At 67.6% G+C, this 16,327-nt stretch carries 15 protein-coding genes; 1 reads left to right on the forward strand and 14 read right to left on the reverse strand.

Annotation, left to right across the window (positions count from 1 at the left end; translation table 11 throughout):
• Nucleotide 1: 1 nt before the first annotated feature.
• The 9 genes from ACMGEZ_RS07850 to ACMGEZ_RS07890 form a co-directional block, all read right to left on the reverse strand.
• Nucleotides 2-877 (reverse strand): branched-chain amino acid ABC transporter permease, encoded by an 876-nt coding sequence (locus ACMGEZ_RS07850; protein WP_436821697.1) that lies wholly within the window; start codon nucleotides 875-877, stop codon nucleotides 2-4.
• Between the two features lie 87 nt (nucleotides 878-964).
• A complete protein-coding gene (locus ACMGEZ_RS07855) occupies nucleotides 965-2,152 on the reverse strand; it encodes an ABC transporter substrate-binding protein (RefSeq protein ID WP_436821698.1) in 1,188 nt (395 codons plus the stop codon).
• Between the two features lie 28 nt (nucleotides 2,153-2,180).
• Nucleotides 2,181-3,374, reverse strand: coding sequence for an ABC transporter substrate-binding protein (locus ACMGEZ_RS07860; protein ID WP_436821699.1), 1,194 nt, complete (start codon nucleotides 3,372-3,374; stop codon nucleotides 2,181-2,183).
• 48 nt (nucleotides 3,375-3,422) lie between these two features.
• Nucleotides 3,423-4,133 carry an ABC transporter ATP-binding protein gene (locus tag ACMGEZ_RS07865; RefSeq protein ID WP_436821700.1) on the reverse strand — a complete coding sequence of 237 codons (711 nt, stop codon included), beginning with the start codon at nucleotides 4,131-4,133 and terminating at the stop codon, nucleotides 3,423-3,425.
• Nucleotides 4,134-4,904 (reverse strand): ABC transporter ATP-binding protein, encoded by a 771-nt coding sequence (locus ACMGEZ_RS07870; RefSeq protein ID WP_436821701.1) that lies wholly within the window; start codon nucleotides 4,902-4,904, stop codon nucleotides 4,134-4,136.
• Between the two features lie 162 nt (nucleotides 4,905-5,066).
• Nucleotides 5,067-6,635 carry a DHA2 family efflux MFS transporter permease subunit gene (locus tag ACMGEZ_RS07875; RefSeq protein ID WP_436821702.1) on the reverse strand — a complete coding sequence of 523 codons (1,569 nt, stop codon included), beginning with the start codon at nucleotides 6,633-6,635 and terminating at the stop codon, nucleotides 5,067-5,069.
• 14 nt (nucleotides 6,636-6,649) lie between these two features.
• Nucleotides 6,650-7,957 (reverse strand): HlyD family secretion protein, encoded by a 1,308-nt coding sequence (locus tag ACMGEZ_RS07880; RefSeq protein ID WP_436821703.1) that lies wholly within the window; start codon nucleotides 7,955-7,957, stop codon nucleotides 6,650-6,652.
• Between the two features lie 34 nt (nucleotides 7,958-7,991).
• Nucleotides 7,992-9,470, reverse strand: coding sequence for an efflux transporter outer membrane subunit (locus ACMGEZ_RS07885; protein ID WP_436821704.1), 1,479 nt, complete (start codon nucleotides 9,468-9,470; stop codon nucleotides 7,992-7,994).
• Complete coding sequence (locus ACMGEZ_RS07890; RefSeq protein ID WP_436821705.1) at nucleotides 9,451-9,999, reverse strand: MarR family winged helix-turn-helix transcriptional regulator; 549 nt, start codon at nucleotides 9,997-9,999, stop codon at nucleotides 9,451-9,453. Before ACMGEZ_RS07890 ends, ACMGEZ_RS07885 begins: the two co-directional genes overlap by 20 nt.
• Nucleotides 10,000-10,077: 78 nt before the next feature.
• Here ACMGEZ_RS07890 and ACMGEZ_RS07895 point away from each other — a divergent pair, with 78 nt between their 5' ends.
• Nucleotides 10,078-11,862, forward strand: a complete 1,785-nt coding sequence (locus ACMGEZ_RS07895; RefSeq protein WP_436821706.1) for an ABC transporter transmembrane domain-containing protein — start codon at nucleotides 10,078-10,080, stop codon at nucleotides 11,860-11,862.
• Nucleotides 11,863-11,891: 29 nt separating this feature from the next.
• Here the strand turns inward: ACMGEZ_RS07895 and ACMGEZ_RS07900 are convergent, their stop codons facing one another.
• The 5 genes from ACMGEZ_RS07900 to ACMGEZ_RS07920 form a co-directional block, all read right to left on the reverse strand.
• On the reverse strand, nucleotides 11,892-12,335 hold the full coding sequence (locus tag ACMGEZ_RS07900; RefSeq protein ID WP_436821707.1) for a DUF1178 family protein: 444 nt from the start codon (nucleotides 12,333-12,335) through the stop codon (nucleotides 11,892-11,894).
• An 11-nt stretch (nucleotides 12,336-12,346) separates the two neighbouring features.
• Nucleotides 12,347-12,937, reverse strand: a complete 591-nt coding sequence (locus tag ACMGEZ_RS07905; RefSeq protein ID WP_436821708.1) for an NUDIX domain-containing protein — start codon at nucleotides 12,935-12,937, stop codon at nucleotides 12,347-12,349.
• 89 nt (nucleotides 12,938-13,026) lie between these two features.
• Nucleotides 13,027-13,332: a DUF2818 family protein gene (locus ACMGEZ_RS07910; RefSeq protein ID WP_436821709.1), complete on the reverse strand. Its 306-nt coding sequence runs from the start codon at nucleotides 13,330-13,332 to the stop codon at nucleotides 13,027-13,029.
• A gap of 4 nt (nucleotides 13,333-13,336) precedes the next feature.
• The gene (nuoN, locus tag ACMGEZ_RS07915) at nucleotides 13,337-14,824 is read right to left on the reverse strand and encodes an NADH-quinone oxidoreductase subunit NuoN (protein WP_436821710.1); all 1,488 of its coding nucleotides are present in this window, start codon (nucleotides 14,822-14,824) and stop codon (nucleotides 13,337-13,339) included.
• Nucleotides 14,825-14,848: 24 nt separating this feature from the next.
• Nucleotides 14,849-16,327 (reverse strand): NADH-quinone oxidoreductase subunit M, encoded by a 1,479-nt coding sequence (locus ACMGEZ_RS07920; protein WP_436821711.1) that lies wholly within the window; start codon nucleotides 16,325-16,327, stop codon nucleotides 14,849-14,851.

Consider the following 16,327-nt stretch of genomic DNA (forward strand, 5'->3'; position numbering starts at 1 on the left):
TTCACTTCTCTTTGCCGAACAGGCCGGCCGGCCGGATCAGCAGCACGATGACCATGATCACGAAGACCACCGTGGACGAGGCCTCGGGATAGAAGACCTTGGTGAGCCCCTCGATCACGCCCAGGCCCAGGCCGGTGAGGATGGCGCCCATGATCGAGCCCATGCCGCCGATCACCACCACAGCGAAGACCACGATGATGAGGTTCTGCCCCATCAGCGGCGAGACCTGGATCACCGGTGCGGCCAGCACGCCCGCAAAGGCGGCGAGCGCGACGCCGAAGCCGTAGGTGAGCGTGACCATCAGCGGCACATTGACGCCGAAGGCCTCCACCAGGCGCGGGTTCTCGGTGCCGGCGCGCAGGTAGGCGCCCAGGCGCGTCTTCTCGATCACGAACCAGGTCGCGAAGCAGACCACCAGGGAGGCCACCACCACCCAGGCACGGTAGTTGGGCAGGATCATGAAGCCGAGATCGGTGGCGCTGGCCAGCGCATCGGGCGTGTCGTAGGGCAGGCCCGAGACGCCGTAGACGGAGCGGAACACGCCCTCGATCAGCAGCGTGAGGCCGAGCGTGAGCAAGAGGCCGTAGAGGTGGTCGAGCTTGTAGATCCAGCGCAGCAGCAGCCGCTCGATGACAACGCCGAACAGCCCGACGATGATCGGCGCCGCCACCAGCATCACCCAGTAGTTGATGCCGAAGTAGTTCATCGCCATCCACGCCAGCACCGCGCCCAGCATGAACAGCGCGCCATGCGCGAAGTTGATGACGTTGAGCAGGCCGAAGATCACCGCGAGCCCGAGGCTCAGGATCGCATAGAACGATCCGTTGACCAGCCCGAGGAGGAGCTGGCTCAACAGTGCTGGAAAGGAAATGGTCATTGGATCTTGTTTTTCAGCGGAGCCGCCGCGCCTGGCCAGGCTAAGCAGCCGGGCGGGCGGCCGGGGGCGCGAGCGCGACTGCGGGCACTACTTCCAGAGGGCGCACTTGCTCTCGGCCTTGGTGGTGAAGACCTGGTCGCCCGGCAGCTTGCTCACGACCTTGTAGTAGTCCCAGGGCTGCTTCGACTCGGCCGGGCTCTTGACCTGCACCAGGTACATGTCGTGCACGAATCGCCCGTCCTCGCGGATGCGGCCCTTGGCGTAGAAGTCGTCGACCGGCGTCTTTTTGAGCTGCTCCATCACCTTGTCGGCATCCGTCGTGCCGGCGGCCTGCACCGCCTTCAGGTAGGTCATGGTGGCCGAGTAGTCGGCGGCCTGGATGTCGGTCGGCATGCGCTTGGTCTTGTCGAAGAACTTCTTGCCGAAGGCGCGCGTCTTGTCGTCGATGTTCCAGTCCCAGCTGGTGGTGAGCAGCAGGCCTTCGGTATTCTTCAGGCCGAGGCTGTGGATGTCGGTGATGAAGACCAGCAGGCCCGCCATCTTCATCGTCTTGGTGATGCCGAATTCCTTGGCCGCCTTGATCGCGTTGATGGTGTCGCCACCCGCGTTCGCGAGGCCCAGGATCTGCGCCTTGGAGTTCTGCGCCTGCAGCAGGAAGGACGAGAAGTCGGAGGCATTGAGCGGATGCTTGACGCCGCCGACCACCGTGCCGCCCTTCTCCTTGACCACCTTGGCGGTGTCGGCCTCGAGCGCCGCGCCGAAGGCGTAGTCGGCGGTCAGGAAGAACCAGCTCTTGCCGCCCTGCGCCACCACCGCGCCGCCCGTGCCCTTGGCGAGCGCCACGGTGTCGTAGGCGTAGTGAACGGTGTAGGGGCTGCACTGCTCGTTGGTGAGCGCCGAGGTGCCGGCGCCGTTGACGATGAAGACGCGCTTTTTCTCCTGCGCCACCTTAGCCATCGCAAGGCCGGTGCCGGAGTTGGTGCCGCCGAAGAGCATCGTCAGCCCTGCCGTGTCGATCCATTCGCGCGCCTTGGAGGCGGCGATGTCGGCCTTGTTCTGGTGGTCGGCCGTGAGCAGCTCGATGGGCTGCCCGTTGACCTTGCCACCAAAGTCGTCGATGGCCATCTGGATCGCGGTGGCGCCGTTGCGACCCTCGACGTCCGCGTAGAGGCTGGACATGTCGGTGATGAAGCCGATCTTGACCTGGGCCTGGGCGGCGCCCGCGGCCATGGCGAGGCCGAGGACGATGGCCGGCAGTGCAGACTTGTTCTTCATTTGTTCTTTCCTTGCAAACGGATCCCGATCATTTCCAGAGGGCGCACTTGGACTCGGCCTTGGTCGTGAAGACCTGGTCGCCTGGCAGCGTCTTGACCACCTTCAGGTAGTCCCACTCCTTCTTCGATTCGGACGGGGCCTTGACCTGCACCAGGTACATGTCGTGGACATAGCGGCCGTCCGCGCGGATCTGGCCCTTGCCGAAGAAGTCGCTGATGGGCATCTTCTTGAGCTGCTCCATCACCTTGTCTGAATCGGTGGTCTTGGCCGCCTCGACCGCCTTCAGGTAGGTCATGGTGGCCGAGTAGTCGGCGGCCTGGATGTCGGTGGGCATGCGCTTGTTCTTTTCGTAGTAGCGCGCGGCCCACTTGCGCGTGTCGTCGTTCAAGTCCCAGTACCAGCTGGTGGTGTGCAGCAGGCCCTCGGTGTTCTTCAGGCCCAGGCTGTGGATGTCGCTCAGGAACACCAGCAGGCCCGCCACCTTCATCGTCTTGCCGATGCCGAATTCCCGGGCCGCCTTGATCGAGTTGATGGTGTCGCCGCCCGCGTTCGCGAGGCCGAGGATCTGCGCCTTGGAGTTCTGCGCCTGCAGCAGGAAGGACGAGAAGTCGGAGGCGTTGAGCGGATGGCGCACCGCGCCTACCACCGTGCCGCCCTTCTCCTTCACGATGCGCGTGGTGTCGGCTTCCAGCGCGTGGCCGAAGGCGTAGTCGGCGGTCAGGAAGAACCAGCTCTTGCCGCCCTGCTCGACCACGGTCGCGCCGGTGCCCTTGGCGAGCGCTACGGTGTCGTAGGCGTAGTGCACGGTGTAGGGGCTGCACTGCTCGTTGGTGAGCGCCGAGCTCGCGGCCCCGTTGTTGAAGTAGACGCGCTTCTTCTCCTGCGCCACCTTGGCCGTGGCCAGCGCGGTGCCGGAATTGGTGCCGCCGAAGATCATGGTGACGCCTGCGGTGTCGATCCATTCACGCGCCTTGGAGGCGGCGATGTCGGCCTTGTTCTGGTGGTCGGCCGTGAGCAGCTCGATGGGCTGGCCCAGCGCCTTGCCGCCGAAGTCGGCGATGGCCATCTCGATCGCGGAGGCGCCGCCCTTGCCCTCGAGGTCGGAGTACAGGCTGGACATGTCGGTGACGAAGCCGATCTTGACCTTCTCCTGCGCTTGCGCGCCCGAAGCCAGGGCCAGGACGCCGACGGCCAGCGCGATCGCGGTGAATGCAGTCTTCATGGTGTCTCCTTCAAGCAAAAAAACAAACGGGTTCAGACAAGGCGGGGTTCAGACGCCGAGCAGCTCGTGCAGCACCGGCATCTTGGCGTCGAGCTCGGAAGCGCCGAATTTCTCGACGATGCGGCCGTGCTCCATCACGTAGAACCGGTCGGCCAGCGGTGCGGCAAAACGGAAGTTCTGCTCCACCATGACCACCGTGTAGCCCTTGCCGCGCAGGGTGTGGATCATGCGGGCCAGGGCCTGCACGATCACCGGGGCCAGTCCCTCCGAGATCTCGTCGAGCAGCAGCAGCCTGGCGCCGGTGCGCAGGATGCGCGCCACCGCCAGCATCTGCTGCTCGCCGCCGGACAGGCGCGTGCCCTGGCTGTTGCGGCGCTCGGCGAGGTTGGGGAACATGGCGTAGATCTCCTCCACCGACATGCCCTTTTCCGCTCCTTTGAGTGCGGGCGGCAGCATGAGGTTTTCTTCGGCCGAGAGGCTGGCGAAGATGCCGCGCTCCTCCGGGCAGTAGCCGATGCCGTGGTGCGCGATGCGATGCGTGGGCATGCCGATGGTCTCGTCGCCGTGCACCTTGATGCTGCCCTTGCGCGCGCCGGTCAGGCCCAGGATGGCGCGCATCGTGGTGGTGCGCCCTGCCCCGTTGCGGCCGAGCAGCGTGACGACCTCGCCAGGCTGCACCACCATGTCGACACCGTGCAGCACGTGGGATTCGCCGTACCAGGCGTGGAGGTCCTTGATCTCGAGTGCGGGAACGCTCATTCAATGGGCTCCCTGCAGCTGGCCGTCGGCAGTGCCCATGTAGGCCTCCATCACCTGCGGGTTGCTGGAGACTTCGGCATAGGGCCCCTCGGCCAGCACGGCGCCGCGCTGCAGCACCGTGATGGTGTCGGCAATGGTGGAGACCACGCTCATGTTGTGCTCCACCATCAGGATGGTGCGGCCGGCCGAGACGCGCTTGATCAGCTCGGCCACGCGGTGCACGTCCTCGTGGCCCATGCCTTGCGTGGGCTCGTCGAGGAGCATCAGCTCGGGCTCCATCGCGAGCGTGGTCGCGATCTCGAGCGCGCGCTTGCGGCCGTAGGGCAGGTTCACGGTCTCTTCGTCGGCCAGGTCCTCGAGCCCGACCTCGGCCAGCAGTGCCCGGGCGCGGACATCGAGCGGCTTGAGCGTCTTCTCGCTCTTCCAGAAGTGATAGGAGGTGCCGAGCGCGCGCTGCAGGCCCAGGCGCACGTTCTCGAGCAGGGTGAGATGCGGGAACACGGCAGAGATCTGGAAGGAGCGGATGATGCCGCGCCGCGCGATCTGCGCCGGGCGCTCGCCCGTGATGTCCTGGCCGTTGAACAGGATGGTTCCCGAGGTGGGCTCGAGAAACTTGGTGAGCAGGTTGAAGCAGGTCGTCTTGCCTGCGCCGTTGGGCCCGATCAAGGCGTGAATGGAGCCGCGCACCACCTTCAGGTCGACTTTGCTGACAGCGGTGAAGCCCTTGAATTCCTTGGTGAGCTGGCGTGTCTCGAGAATGATGTCGCTCATCTCGCGCGGTCGCCCGGGTGCTGGCAGGAAAGATCAGTCATGCGGTCCATCTGAGCGCGCCACCATGGCTGCGCGAAACGCATTGTTTGCAGCCGCAGCAGGACTTGCCTACTGGGGCAAATGCCTATGCTGCGGTGCGGGAACGACTCGCGACGAGAAGGATCAGTGCGCGCCTGCCGCGGCGTCCGATGCAGCGCCGCTGCGCGCGGGCTTGGCCAGCCACACGAAGGGGATCAGCAGCAGGAACAGCACCGCCGACGCGTAGAACACGTCGTTGGCCGCCAGCATGAATGACTGCTGGTCCACCATATGGTTGAGCTGCCCGAGCACCTGCTCGGCGGAAAAGCCACTGGCACCGAGCCCCGCCATCGCGCTGTTGGCGGCGGCATTGCCCTGGTTGACCGACTCGACCAGCTGCGCATGGTGCAGCGCGGCGCGGTTCTCCCACACGGTGGTCGCGATGGAGGTGCCCACGGCGCCTGCGGTGATGCGCGCGAAGTTCGACAGGCCGGAGGCGGCCGCGATGCGATCGGGCGAAAGGCCCGAGAGCGTGATCGTCACCAGCGGGATGAAGAAGAAGGCCATCGCAACGCCCTGGATCACCGTCGGGATCATGATGGTCCAGAAGTCGGCCTGGGTGTTGAAGTTCGAGCGCATCCACAGCACGAGCGCGAACACCAGGAAGGAGAAGGTCGCATAGCGGCGCGGATCGATCTTCCCGACCGTGAGGCCGACGATCGGCGAGAACACGATCGCCAGCAGCCCCACCGGCGCCATGATCATGCCGGCCTGCGTGGCCGTGTAGCCCATGAACTGCTGCAGCCACAAGGGCAGGATCACCACGTTGCCGAAGAACAGGCCGTAGGCCACGGCGGTGGCGAGCGCGCCGGACCAGAAGTTGCGCCGCTTGAAGAGCGACAGGTCGACCACCGGGTGCTTGTCCGTCAGCTCCCACGCGAGGAAGAAGGCCAACCCGACCACCGCCACCACCGCCATCGCGATCACCTCGGGCGAATGGAACCAGTCGAGCTCCTTGCCCTTGTCGAGCATGAGCTGCATCGAGCCCACCCACAGCACCAGCAGCGCCAGGCCGATGCCGTCGATCGGCACCTTGCGCGTGGTGCTCTCGCGCTTGTGATAGATGCCCCAGGTGATGCCTGCGGCGAGCAGGCCCACGGGGATGTTGATGTAGAAGATCCAGGGCCAGGAGATGTTGTCGGTGATCCAGCCGCCCAGCAGCGGTCCCATGACGGGCGCGACCAGCGTGGTCATCGACCACATCGCCATCGCCAGCCCGGCCTTGGCCTTCGGGTAGCTCGACAGCAGCAGCGTCTGCGACAGCGGGATCATCGGCCCGGCCACGAAGCCCTGCAGTGCCCGGAAGGCGATGAGCATGGTCATGTTGGGCGCCAGGCCGCACAGCCATGAGCTGATGATGAACAGCAGCACGCTGGTCATGAACAGGCGCACCTGGCCGAAGCGCTGCGTGAGCCAGCCGGTGAGCGGCACCGCGATCGCGTTGGCCACCGCGAAGCTGGTGATGACCCAGGTGCCCTGCGTGGAGCTCACGCCCAGGTCGCCCGAGATGGCCGGCAGCGATACGTTCGCGATCGAGGTGTCGAGCACGTTCATGAAGGTCGCCGCAGAGAGCGCGATCGTGCCCCACACGCGGGCCGAGCCCTCGAGCGGAGGATGAACGGCAGGTGGCGCGGGCGGTGCGGCGGTCGCCATCGTCGTGCCCTGCTTCAGATCGGGTTGACGTGCGAACGCGCGCCGGTGGCCGGCACGCCGGCGACCGGCGGCTTGGAGCCCGTGTTCGCGAGCGCCGCGCCGCGGCCCGAATTGGCGGCGATGATGCGCTGCACTTCCGCATCGGCGCCCTCGTCGAGCTGGCTGTAGACCTGCGTCTGCGCCAGGGCGGTGGTGCGTGGCGCATCTGCCAGCATCTTGCCGCCCTTTTGCCGCACGTCGACCTCGACGTCCATCGACAGGCCCACGCGCAGCGGGTTGGCTTTGAGCTGCTCGGGGTCGAGCGCGATGCGCACCGGCACGCGCTGCACCACCTTGATCCAGTTGCCGGTGGCGTTCTGCGCCGGCAGCAGCGCAAAGGCGGCACCGGTGCCCACGCCGAGGCCGGCGACGTGGCCGGTGTACTCGACCTTCTTGCCGTACACGTCGGCGATGAGCTTCACCGGCTGGTCGATGCGGATGTTGCGCAGCTGGACTTCCTTGAAGTTGGCATCGACCCACAGCTGGTTGAGCGGCACGATCGACATCATGGGCGTGCCGGCCGCCACGCGCTGGCCGAGCTGCACGGTGCGCTTCGCGACGTAGCCTTCGACCGGCGCGGGCAGCGCGACGCGCTGCGTCGCGAGATAGGCCTCGCGCACCTTGGCGGCGGCAGCCTGCACGCTGGGATGCTCCTCGACGCTGGTGCCTTCGGTCAGCGACTGGTTGCTGGCCAGCTGCTCGCGCGCCGCGAGCACGCCGGCCTGCGCCGCTGCCAGCGCGCTCTTCGCGTTGGCGAGCGTGGTCTCGGCGTGGTTGAGTTCTTCCTTCGACACCGCGCCGTTGCCCGACAGTGCCTGGCGGCGCTTCAGGTCGTCCTGCGCGCGGGCGATGTCGCTCTGCGCCTTGACGATGTCGGCCTGGCGCAGCGCGACCTGTGCGGCCAGCGAGCCGTTGTTGGCGTAGAGCGTGCGGACCTGGCGCACCGCCTGGCCGAGCGCTGCCTCGGCCTGCTCGAGGGCGACCTTGGCATCGGCGGGGTCGAGCTGCACGAGAGGCTGGCCGGTCTTCACCAGGTCGGTGTCGTCGGCCATGATGGCCATCACCGTGCCGCTGATCTGGGGCGTGATCTGGATCACGTTGCCCTGCACGTAGGCGTTGTCGGTCGACTCGTAGTGGCTGGCGACCAGCCATTCGTAGGCGCCCCAGCCGGCGCCGGCCACGACCACGACGGCGGCCAGCGCAGTGAGGGCGCGGCGTCGCTTGCCGTTGGAGGCCGGCGCCTCGGCCGGAACGTTCGCATCGGGTGTGTTGTTGCTGTCCATGAGATGTCCTTCGGATTCGCGCAAGGCAAGGTGTTCAGGGATGTCGGGGCGCCGGCTGGCCGGCGGTGGCGGTGGCCTGCCCCGGCGGCTGCCAGCCGCCGCCCAGCGCACGCGCGAGCGCCACCTGGGTCTCGAGGGCCCGCGCGGACAGGTCGACGGCCTGGCGGCGCTCGGCGAGGACGGTGGTCTCGGCCGTCAGCACGTTGAGGTAGTTGCCCAGGCCCGCGCCATAGCGCTGCACGGCGATGTCGTAGGCGGACTCGGCGGCGCGCTGGGAGGCGGCCTGCTCGGCCTGCTGGCGCGCGACGGCCTGGGCGCTCGCGACCTGGTCGGCCACGTCGCGCACGGCATCGAGCACGGCCGCGTTGTAGCTTTCGATCGCGGCATCGAGATCGGCCGTCTTGCCGCGCAGGTTGGCGCGCAGGCGGCCGCCCTCGAAGATCGGCAGCCGCACCGCCGGGCCCACGCCCCACTGTTCGCTGCCCGACTTGGTGAGCTGGCCGAAGCCGAGCGCCGAGAAGCCGGCGAAGGCCACCAGGTTGACGTTGGGATAGAACTGGGTCCTGGCGTTGGCGACGTCGCTGGTCGCGGCCTCGACGCGCCAGCGCGCGGCGGCAATGTCGGCACGCCTGCCGAGCAGGTCGGCGGGGATCGTGGGCTGCAGCGCGATCGGACGCAGGCCGTCGAGCTTCGGCGCCGTGAGCGTCCGGGTGGCGCCGGGCTGGCCCACCAGCGCGTCCAGCGCGTTGCGTGCGAGGGCGATCTGCTCGTTCAGCGCCTCGATCTGCTGGCGCGCCTGGGGCAGGCCGCCCTCGCTCTGGAACTGTTCGAGGCGCGTGTCCAGGCCGGCCGAGACACGGTCGCGCACCAGCTTGAGGGTCTCCTCTCGCTGGGCAAGCGTGCGCCGGGCCACCGCGAGCTGATCATCGAGGCGGGCCCATTGGACATAGGCGCGTGCCACGTTGCTTGCCAGCAGGACCCGCGCCGCATCGGCATCGGCCGCCGCGGCATTGGTGCTGCCGACGGCAGTCTCGATGGCGGTGCGGTTGCGACCGAAGAAATCCAGCTCCCAGCTGGCATTGAGCTGCAGCGTGCCGAGCTCCTGCCGCGAGCCGCCCAGGGGCGCGGGGTAGATGTAGTTGCTGCTGAACTTCTGCTTGTTGAGCTCGAGCTGGCCGTCGACCTGTGGCAGGCGGCCGGCCTCGGCAGCGCCGATGGCAGCCTGCGCGCGCTCGAGGCGGGCTCGCGCGACCTGCAGGTCGGGATTGCCGCGCAGCGCCTGGTCCACCAGGGCGTTGAGCTGGGCATCACCGAAGCCCAGCCACCACTGGCTGTCGACGGTGGGTGCGGCCATGGCGGCGGCTTCGGGCGTGAGGCCGAGCGACGCGGCGTCGCGCAGGCTCGCGTGCGAGTCGATGCGGCCCATGTCGGCGCAGCCGGCCAGGAACAGCGCCGCGGCGGCGGCCAGCGCTGCCACGGGCCGCCGGGCGGTTTCAGGAAGAAGCGGAATCATTCTTTTCTCCACGGGCCGCGATGGCCTGGGCGTTGTCCAGGAGGCGGCGCAGATAGCTCTTGAGCTGTACCCATTCCTCGGTGCTGAAGCCGGCGAGGAGTTCGTTCTGCACGCTGCACAGCACATGGGGCACCTGGCGCGCGGCTTCGCGCCCCTCCTCCGTCAGCTCGATGTTGACCACGCGGCGATCGGAGACCGAGCGCACGCGCCGGCACAGGCCCTTGGCCTCCAGCCGGTCGAGCAGGCGGGTCATGGCGCCGGTGTCGAGCTGGCACTCGCGCGCGAGCTCGGCGACCGTGGTCGCGTGGCCCATGTGCAGCTTGAACAGGGGTGCCCATTGCGGGAACGTGGGGCCGCTCGGCTCCGACATCTGGCTGGCCACTGCCTGTCCGACCATGGTGGTGATGCGACGCATCATGTGGCCGACGCTCTCTTCGGCGTTGTACGAATCGGGCTTGTAGAACCCGGCCGCCTCGCCTGCGGGATCAGGCGGCGGGGCGGCAGCGGCGGGATCGGTGGGAGCAGGCATGCCGCAAATATTAGTTGCCTCGACAGTAATTGTCAAGGCGACCTTTGAAGGGGCAAGCGTTCGCTAGAATGCGACCCCATGGTTTCCCCCAGTTCGTCGCCTGCCGCCAAGGGCACGCCCAAATCGCTTTCCGGCCTGTCGCCGTTCCTGCGGCCGTATCGGGTGCAGATCGCGCTCGCGGCGGTATTCCTGGTCCTCGCGGCCGTGACCACCCTCGTGTTCCCGGTCGCCCTGCGCAGCTTGATCGACGGCGGCCTGGCCGGCGCCGACCCCGGCGCTCAGACGATGGCACTGCGCGACCATTTCCTGGCTCTCTTCGGCGTGGCGGTGGCGCTCGGGGTCTTCTCGGCGGCGCGCTTCTACACGGTGAGCTGGCTGGGCGAGCGCGTGACGGCCGACTTGCGCAACGCGGTCTACGCCCATGTGCTGCGCCAGAGCCCGGCCTTCTTCGAAACCACCCAGACCGGCGAGGTGCTGTCGCGCCTGACGGCGGACACGACGCTGGTGCAGACCGTGGTCGGGTCGTCGCTCAGCATGGGGCTGCGCAACGCGGTGATGGGCGCCGGCGCGCTGGCGATGCTGATCTGGACCAACCCTTACGTGATGGTGCAGGTGCTGGGCATCCTGGTGCTGGTGGTGCTGCCCAGCATGTGGTTCGGCCGCCGGGTGCGCCGGCTCTCGCGCGCCAGCCAGGACCGGGTGGCCGATTCGAGCGCCATCGCGGCCGAGGTGCTGAACGCCATTCCCGTGGTGCAGAGCTACACGGCAGAGTCGCGCGAAGCGGCGCGCTTCGACACCTCGACCGACAACGCCTTCCGCACGGCGGTGCGGCGCACCAAGGCGCGCTCGGTGCTGGTTGCGTTCATCATCATCGCCACCTCGGCCGCTCTGCTGTGGGGGCTGTACCAGGGCACGCAGGCGGTGCTGCGCGGCGACATCACGGCGGGGCACCTTGGGCAGACGGTGGTCTACGTGATCATCCTGGCGAGCGCCGCGGCGGTACTGGGTGAGGTGTACGGCGACCTGCTGCGCGCGGCCGGCGCCACCGAACGGCTGATGGAGCTGCTGCACGCGAAGCCGGCGATCGTGTCGCCCGCCCGGCCCGCGCAGGCAACAGTGCCGGAGGCCGGAAGTGCGGTGCGCTTCGAGCGGGTCACCTTCCACTACCCCTCGCGCCCCGGCACGCCTGCGCTGCGGGACTTCAGCCTGGACATCGCGGCCGGTGAAACGGTGGCGCTGGTGGGATCGAGCGGCGCGGGCAAGAGCACGGTGTTCCAGCTGCTGCTGCGCTACTACGACCCGCAATCGGGCCGCATCCTGCTCGACGGGGCGCCGCTCGCCGACCTGGCGCTGGAAGCGCTGCGCACGCGAATCGGCCTGGTGCCGCAGGACGCGGTGATCTTCTCAGCCAGCGCCTTCGAGAACATCCGCTACGGCCGGCCCGAGGCCAGCGCCGAGGAGGTGCATGCCGCGGCGCGCGCCGCCTTCGCCGACGGCTTCCTGCGGGCCCTGCCCGAGGGCTACGACACCTTCCTCGGCGAGCGCGGCGTGCGCCTGTCAGGCGGCCAGCGCCAGCGCATCGCGATCGCGCGGGCCATCCTCAAGAACCCGCCCTTGCTGCTGCTCGACGAGGCGACCAGCGCGCTGGACGCCGAGAGCGAGCGGATGGTGCAGGCGGCGCTGGAATCGGCAATGGCGAACCGCACCACGCTGGTCATCGCGCACCGGCTGGCGACGGTGCAAAAGGCCGACCGCATCATCGTGCTCGACCACGGCGGCATCGTGGAGCAGGGAACGCATGCCACGCTGGTGGCGCAGAACGGCGTCTACGCGCGGCTGGCCGCCTTGCAGTTCGCGGCCTGAGACAACACGTGTCACGGCCGCGCGGCCGCCTACTGAAGCGTTTCCTTCAGGGCCGGCGGCAGCGGCAGCGAGAAGACCGAAATGCCCTCCTCGAGCAGATCGCGGGCCTCCTCGCGCGTGGCCTGGCCGCGGATACCGCGCTCCTCGGCCTCGCCGTAGTGCATCTTGCGGGCCTCGGCGGCGAAGCGGTCGCCGACGTCCTCGGTCTTGGCCATCACCTCGCGCACGGCGCGCATCCAGCGCGCCTCCGGCGAGTCGTTCTGGGCGGCAACGGGCACCGGGGCGGCCTCGGCGGGCGGCTTGGCGCTGCCGAGGTTCAGGCGTGGCGCGGTGAGCAGCTTGGTGATGGCGGTGTCACCGCACATGGGGCAGGACACCAGGCCACCGGAGAGCTGGGTGTTGAAGTCGTCATTGGACGCGAACCAGCCCTCGAAGCCGTGGCCGTGCGCGCATTGGAGATTGAGGACCTTCATCGGGCGGATTATCAGCCGCCCGCGGGCAAAGCAGTGCTTTGCCAGTCGAGCACCCACGCGCCGGACAGGACGTTCTGCAGCCACAGCGTGCAGGTCAGGGTCTTGGCATCGGACACGGTGCCGTCGCGGCACCAGTCCATCAGCTGCGCGGGCGTAGCCGTGGTCGTTTCGACGAACTCCTCGTGATCGAGCTGCTGGCTGCCCACCGTGAGGCCGCGCGCAAAGTAGATGTGGATGATCTCGGTCGAATAGGCCACCGCCAGGTGCATGGCCCCGGCATGGGCCCACTCGCGTGCGGTGTAGCCGGTTTCCTCCTGCAGCTCGCGCTGGCCGCAGAACAAGGGGTCCTCGCCGGGATCGAGCTTGCCGGCTGGAAACTCGGTCATTACCCGATCGATCGGGTAGCGGTACTGGCGCACCATCGCCACGCGCCCGTCGTCCAGCAGCGGCACCACCACCACCGCGCCGGGATGAACGATGTACTCGCGCGTCGCGCTCTTGCCATTGGGCAGGCGTACGGTGTCCCGCTTGGCATGCAGGAAGTTGCCCTTGAAGAGCTGCTCGCTGGCAGTGCCCTCTTCTTTCAGATGCGCGTCGTCCATGTCAGGCCTCCGGCCGGGCCGCCCCAAGGGAGGCCTTCGACCCCCTCGGGGGCAGCGAATACACGAAGTGAAAAGCGTGGGGGCTCATGTCATTTCCGATGCTTGAGAAGGTAGCGCCAGGTGAAGCCCGGGAAGGCGAGCACGACGAAGAGCGCCGCGGTCACCGCGTAGAACTCCCAGCCCTGCGGCGCGATCTGGCCGGCGCGGCGCTCGAACAGGAGCCCGATGCCGCCAGCTACGAAATAGAGGATCACCAGCTCGCCCAGCCGCAGGGCCAGCGACTTGGCGCGCCCTGCCAGCGGCACCACGCCGAACAGGCGCTCGTTCAGGAAGGGCAGGTTGGCCGCGAGCAGCGCGACCAGCAGCACCACCCAGACGGACGCCCCCTGCAACACGAAATCAACCGGCCAAGGTGGCCACGATGGCCCGGCCGCACAGCGCCATCAGGCCGCCGGGCACGATGCCCAGGATCAGGATCAGCGCGCCGTTGAGCGCCAGCACGGCGCGCACGTCGCGCGGCGCCGAGACCGTGCTCGCCGTCACCGGGGCGTCGAAGTACATGACCTTGACCACGCGGATGTAGTAGAACGCGCCGACCAGCGACATCACGACCGCAAACACCGCCAGCGCGATATACAGGCCCTGGCCCGAGGCGATCAGCGCCTGCAGCACCGCCAGCTTGGCGTAGAAGCCGACCAGCGGCGGGATGCCCGCCAGCGAGAACATGGCGATGGCCATCACGCCGGCATAGAGCGGGCTGCGCTGGTTGAGGCCGGCGAGATCGGTGATCTCCTCGCTCTCGAAGCCCTCGCGCGCCAGCAGCAGGATGATGCCGAAGCTGGCCAGCGTGGTCAGCACGTAGGTCACGATGTAGAACATCGCGGCGCTGTACGCGAACTGGGCGTTGTAGGTGCTGTTGTTGACCACGCCCGCGACCATGCCCAGCAACATGAAGCCCATTTGCGCGATGGTCGAGTAAGCCAGCATGCGCTTGAGGTTGGTCTGCGCGATGGCCGCCAGATTGCCCACCAGCAGCGAGGCGATGGCCAGCAGCGCGAGCATCTGCTGCCAGTCGATCGCGAGCGGCAGCAGCCCCTCCACCAGCAGGCGGATGATGATGGCGAAGGCCGCGAGTTCGGGCGCCGCGCCGATCATCAGCGTGATCGCGGTCGGCGCACCCTGGTAGACGTCGGGCACCCACATGTGGAACGGCGCCGCGCCGACCTTGAAAGCCAGGCCGGCCACGATGAACACCAGCCCGAAGACCAGCACCTGGTGGTTGACCTTGCGGCTGGCGATGGCCTTGAAGACCTCGGTGGTGTCGAGCGAGCCGGTGGCGCCGTACATCATCGACAGGCCGTAGAGCAGGAAGCCGCTGGCCATGGCGCCGAGAACGAAGTACTTCATCGCGGCTTCGCTGGCCACGGCGTTGTCGCGCCGCAGCGCGACCAGCGCATAGCTCGACAGCGTGAGCAGCTCCAGGCCGAGGTAGATCACCAGGAAGTTGCTGCCCGAGATCATCACGAAGATGCCCAGCAGCGAGAACATGCTCAGCGTGAAGAGCTCGCCGCCGCGCAGCATGCCGCGGTCGGCCGCGTAGGGCCGGCCGTAGACCAGCGTGACCATCAGGGCGACCGAGGCGAAGCACTTGAGCCAGTTGCCCATCGGGTCGCTCACGACCATGCCGCCGAAGCCGTAGTGGCTCGTCGCGTCGGTGGCCTGCATGCCGGTGAGCACGGCCACCACGGCCAGCGTCAGCAGGGTCAGCACGTAGGTGCGCGTGCGATGGGTGTCGGTCGTGGACAGATCCACCAGGGCAATGATGCAGGCCATGACCAGCAGCACCACCTCGGGGTAGATCGTCATCCAGCTGAGTTTGTCAATCATCTCGTTCTCTTGGGGCTTGGCTACTCAGCCTGGAATCTTGGACGTCTGCACGTGGCGCAGCAGCTCGCTCACGGAGGCATTGGTTGCATCGGTGAAGGGCTTGGGATACAGGCCCATCCACAGCACCGCGATCGCGAGCAGCGCCAGCATGAGGAACTCGCGGGCGTTGATGTCGTCCAGCGCCTTCACGTGGTCGTTGCCCACCGGGCCCAGGTAGACGCGCTTGTACATCCACAGCGTGTAGCCCGCGCCGAAGATCAGTGCCGTCGCCGCGCCCACGCCCAGCCAGAAGTTGGCCTGCACCGCGCCGATGATCACCATCCATTCGCCGACGAAGCCGGCGGTCGCGGGCAGGCCGCAGTTGGCCATGGCGAACAGCAAGGCGAAGGCGGCGAACTTGGGCATGGTGTTGACCACGCCGCCGTAGTCGGCGATCTGGCGCGAATGCACGCGGTCGTACAGCACGCCGATGCACAGGAACATGGCGCCCGAGACGAAGCCGTGCGCGATCATCTGGACGATGCCGCCCGAGATCCCGATCTCGTTGAAGATGAAGAAGCCCAGCGTGACGAAGCCCATGTGGGCCACCGACGAGTAGGCCACCAGCTTCTTCATGTCCTGCTGCACCAGCGCCACGAGGCCGACGTAGATCACCGCGATCAGCGACAGCGCGATCATGAGCCAGGCCCATTCGTGCGCGGCGTCGGGCGCGATGGGCAGCGAAAACCGCAGGAAGCCGTAGGCGCCGAGCTTCAGCATGATCGCCGCCAGAACGGCCGAGCCGCCGGTGGGCGCCTCGACGTGGACGTCAGGCAGCCAGGTGTGGACCGGCCACATCGGCACCTTGACCGCGAAGGCCGCGAAGAAGGCGAAGAACAGGAAGGTCTGCTCCCTGGCCGTCAACGGCAGCTCGTGCCAGCTCAGGATGTCGAAGCTGCCGCCCGAGCGGTTGTACAGGTAGATCAGCGCGACCAGCGTCAGGAGCGAGCCGAGCAGCGTGTAGATGAAGAACTTGAAGGCGGCATAGATCTTCTTGGGACCGCCCCAGATGCCGATGATCAGGTACATCGGGATCAGGGTCGCCTCGAAGAAGACGTAGAACAGCACCCCGTCCAACGCCGAGAAGGTGCCGATCATGAGCCCGGAGAGGATCAGGAAGGCGCCCATGTACTGGTTGACGCGCTCGGTAATCACTTCCCAGGCCGAGATCACCACGATGACGGTGATGAAGGACGTCAGCAGCACCAGCCACAGCGACAGGCCGTCGAGGCCGACGTGGTAGTTGACATTGAAGCGCTCGATCCAGCCGCTCTTCTCGACGAACTGCATTGCGGCGGTGCCGTTCTCGAACCGCGTGTAGAGCGGCACGGTGGCCAGGAAGCTCACGACCGAACCGACGAGCGCAATCCAGCGCACGATGCTCGCGTGCTGCTCGCGACCGATGGCCAGCAGCACGGCGCCGAAGACGATCGGCACCCAGATGGCAAGGCTCAACAGACCCAT

It is taken from the genome of Variovorax stachyos (assembly GCF_051400855.1).
Taxonomy (GTDB): Bacteria; Pseudomonadota; Gammaproteobacteria; order Burkholderiales; family Burkholderiaceae_C; genus Variovorax.

Coding starts and splice junctions, on each gene's coding strand:
- ACMGEZ_RS07850 (WP_436821697.1), bottom strand. CDS start 877: ATGACCATTTCCTTTCCAGCACTGTTGAGCCAGCTCCTCCTCGGGCTG.
- ACMGEZ_RS07855 (WP_436821698.1), bottom strand. CDS start 2,152: ATGAAGAACAAGTCTGCACTGCCGGCCATCGTCCTCGGCCTCGCCATG.
- ACMGEZ_RS07860 (WP_436821699.1), bottom strand. CDS start 3,374: ATGAAGACTGCATTCACCGCGATCGCGCTGGCCGTCGGCGTCCTGGCC.
- ACMGEZ_RS07865 (WP_436821700.1), bottom strand. CDS start 4,133: ATGAGCGTTCCCGCACTCGAGATCAAGGACCTCCACGCCTGGTACGGC.
- ACMGEZ_RS07870 (WP_436821701.1), bottom strand. CDS start 4,904: ATGAGCGACATCATTCTCGAGACACGCCAGCTCACCAAGGAATTCAAG.
- ACMGEZ_RS07875 (WP_436821702.1), bottom strand. CDS start 6,635: ATGGCGACCGCCGCACCGCCCGCGCCACCTGCCGTTCATCCTCCGCTC.
- ACMGEZ_RS07880 (WP_436821703.1), bottom strand. CDS start 7,957: ATGGACAGCAACAACACACCCGATGCGAACGTTCCGGCCGAGGCGCCG.
- ACMGEZ_RS07885 (WP_436821704.1), bottom strand. CDS start 9,470: ATGATTCCGCTTCTTCCTGAAACCGCCCGGCGGCCCGTGGCAGCGCTG.
- ACMGEZ_RS07890 (WP_436821705.1), bottom strand. CDS start 9,999: ATGCCTGCTCCCACCGATCCCGCCGCTGCCGCCCCGCCGCCTGATCCC.
- ACMGEZ_RS07895 (WP_436821706.1), top strand. CDS start 10,078: ATGGTTTCCCCCAGTTCGTCGCCTGCCGCCAAGGGCACGCCCAAATCG.
- ACMGEZ_RS07900 (WP_436821707.1), bottom strand. CDS start 12,335: ATGAAGGTCCTCAATCTCCAATGCGCGCACGGCCACGGCTTCGAGGGC.
- ACMGEZ_RS07905 (WP_436821708.1), bottom strand. CDS start 12,937: ATGGACGACGCGCATCTGAAAGAAGAGGGCACTGCCAGCGAGCAGCTC.
- nuoN (WP_436821710.1), bottom strand. CDS start 14,824: ATGATTGACAAACTCAGCTGGATGACGATCTACCCCGAGGTGGTGCTG.
- ACMGEZ_RS07920 (WP_436821711.1), bottom strand. CDS start 16,327: ATGGGTCTGTTGAGCCTTGCCATCTGGGTGCCGATCGTCTTCGGCGCC.